The 2,028-nt window shown below is 67.4% G+C and carries 3 protein-coding genes; all 3 read left to right on the top strand.

Annotated features, from left to right (window positions below):
* Positions 1 to 431, top strand: a 431-nt coding sequence (mlaD, locus tag AC1D15_RS29105; RefSeq protein WP_477828758.1) for an outer membrane lipid asymmetry maintenance protein MlaD, incomplete at its 5' end; no start/stop codon positions are given.
* Complete coding sequence (locus tag AC1D15_RS29110) at positions 428 to 1,249, top strand: MlaA family lipoprotein (protein ID WP_477828759.1); 822 nt, start codon at positions 428 to 430, stop codon at positions 1,247 to 1,249. The genes mlaD and AC1D15_RS29110, both read left to right, overlap by 4 nt.
* Before the next feature lie 147 nt (positions 1,250 to 1,396).
* Complete coding sequence (locus AC1D15_RS29115; RefSeq protein ID WP_465110971.1) at positions 1,397 to 2,017, top strand: MlaC/ttg2D family ABC transporter substrate-binding protein; 621 nt, start codon at positions 1,397 to 1,399, stop codon at positions 2,015 to 2,017.
* Positions 2,018 to 2,028 lie beyond the last annotated feature (11 nt).

The following is a 2,028-nucleotide window of genomic DNA, read 5'->3' on the forward strand; positions in this document are numbered from 1 at the left end:
CGTTGAAGGCCGGCAACCTGCTGAGCCTGAACTTCGACGAGACCTACCAGGTGATCACCAAGTTCGACAACATCGGCGGACTGAAGCCGCGCGCGGCCGTCAAGAGCGCCGGCGTGGTGGTCGGCCGCGTCGAGTCGATCGGCTTCGACGACAAGAGCTACCAGGCGCGCGTCGTGCTGCAGCTGCAGAAGAAGTTCGCGTTCCCGAAGGACAGCTCGGCGAAGATCCTCACGTCCGGCCTGCTCGGCGAGCAGTACATCGGGCTGGAGGCGGGTGCCGAGGAGAAGAACCTGGCGGCCGGCGACGTGATCAGCCAGACCCAGTCGGCGGTGGTGCTCGAGAACCTGATCAGCCAGTTCCTGTACAGCAAGGCGGCCGATTCCGGCGCCCCTGCGGCTGCGGCGGCACCCGCCAGCGGAGCGAAGAAGTGAACCTGCGCCCGGCCCTGCGCCTGGCTTTTGCCGGCCTCGCGCTGGCGTGGCTCGCGCTGCTCACCGGCTGCGCGACGACCGCGCCCGGGCCCGACGGCAGGCCGGTGCAGCGCGTCGACCCGTGGGAGAGCTGGAACCGCAAGGTCTACAACTTCAACGACGCGCTCGACACCGCGGTGCTGAAGCCGGTCGCCACCACCTACCGCGATGTCGTGCCGCAACCGACGCGCCGCGGCATCAGCAACATCTTCGGCAACGTGTCGGACCTGTGGTCGGCGTTCAACAACGTGCTGCAGGGCAAGGTCAACGACGGCATGCAGGACGTGATGCGCGTGACCACCAACACGATCTTCGGCCTTGGCGGCTTCTTCGATGTCGCCACCGAGATGGGCCTGGACCGGCACAACGAAGACCTCGGGCAGACACTGGGGCGGTGGGGCATGGGTTCAGGGCCGTACGTGGTGTGGCCGTTCTTCGGGCCGTCGACGCTGCGGGATTCGTTCGCGCTGCCGGTCGACCGCTCGGTGTCGCCGGCGCTGGCCTTCAACGACAGCCTGGCGCGCTATGCGGTGGTCGGTGTCGGCTTCGTCAACGAGCGCGCCGCGCTGCTCGGCGCAACCGGCATGCTCGACGACATCGCGCTCGACAAGTACACCTTCATCCGCGATGCCTACCTGCAGCGCCGGCGCAGCCTCGTCTACGACGGCGAGGTGCCGGAGTCGAAGGACGAACGCTACGACCAGGACGAGGCACCGGCGTCGGCCCCTGCCGCGGCMCCGGCCCCGGCGGCAGCGCCCGCGTCGGCGCCGAAACCATGAACTTCACCTGCCGGAAACGATCCGGCGGCCAACCGGCAGAGACCTGCGGCCGTTGAGGTCATGTGCCGGGCCGCAGCGCAGACGCAGCGAACTCCAGATACCGTGCCCGCTCCAAGCTGCGAGGCTCTTCCCAGAAAGGAACCACAGATGCTCATCCCACAATTCGTCAGATGGATCTCCGCCGCCACGATCGCCGTGGCCAGTGCCGCTGCGTTCGCGCAGCAGGCGCCCGACCAGCTCGTGAAGCAGGTGTCCTCCGAGGTGCTCGATGCGGCCAAGGCCGACAAGTCGATCCAGGCCGGTGACGTACAGAAGGTGTCGGCGCTGGTCGAGGCCAAGGTGATGCCGCACGTCAACTTCCAGCGCATGACGGCCTCGGCGGTCGGCCGCTACTGGCGCCAGGCCACGCCCGAGCAGCAGAAGAAGCTGCAGGACGAGTTCAAGACGCTGCTGGTGCGCACGTATTCCGGTGCGCTCGCGCAGGTGCGCGACCAGACCGTGCAGCTGAAGCCGATGCGTTCGTCGCCCGAAGACACCGAGGTGATCGTGCGCACCGAGATCCGCGGCAAGGGCGACCCGATCCAGCTCGACTACCGCCTTGAGAAGGCAGCAGACGGCTGGAAGATCTACGACGTCAACGTGCTTGGTGTCTGGCTGGTCGAGAACTACCGCAACAGCTTCGCGCAGGAGATCGGTGCCGGCGGCATCGACGGCCTGATCGCCAAGCTGATCGAGCGCAACAAGTCGGCTGCCGGCGGCAAGAGCTGAGGTCCGCATGC

The organism is Rhizobacter sp. P2_H2 (assembly GCF_056403375.1).

What these genes read in the sequence shown, in the direction of transcription:
- AC1D15_RS29115 (WP_465110971.1), top strand. Translation starts at nt 1,397, where the DNA reads ATGCTCATCCCACAATTCGTCAGATGGATCTCCGCCGCCACGATCGCC.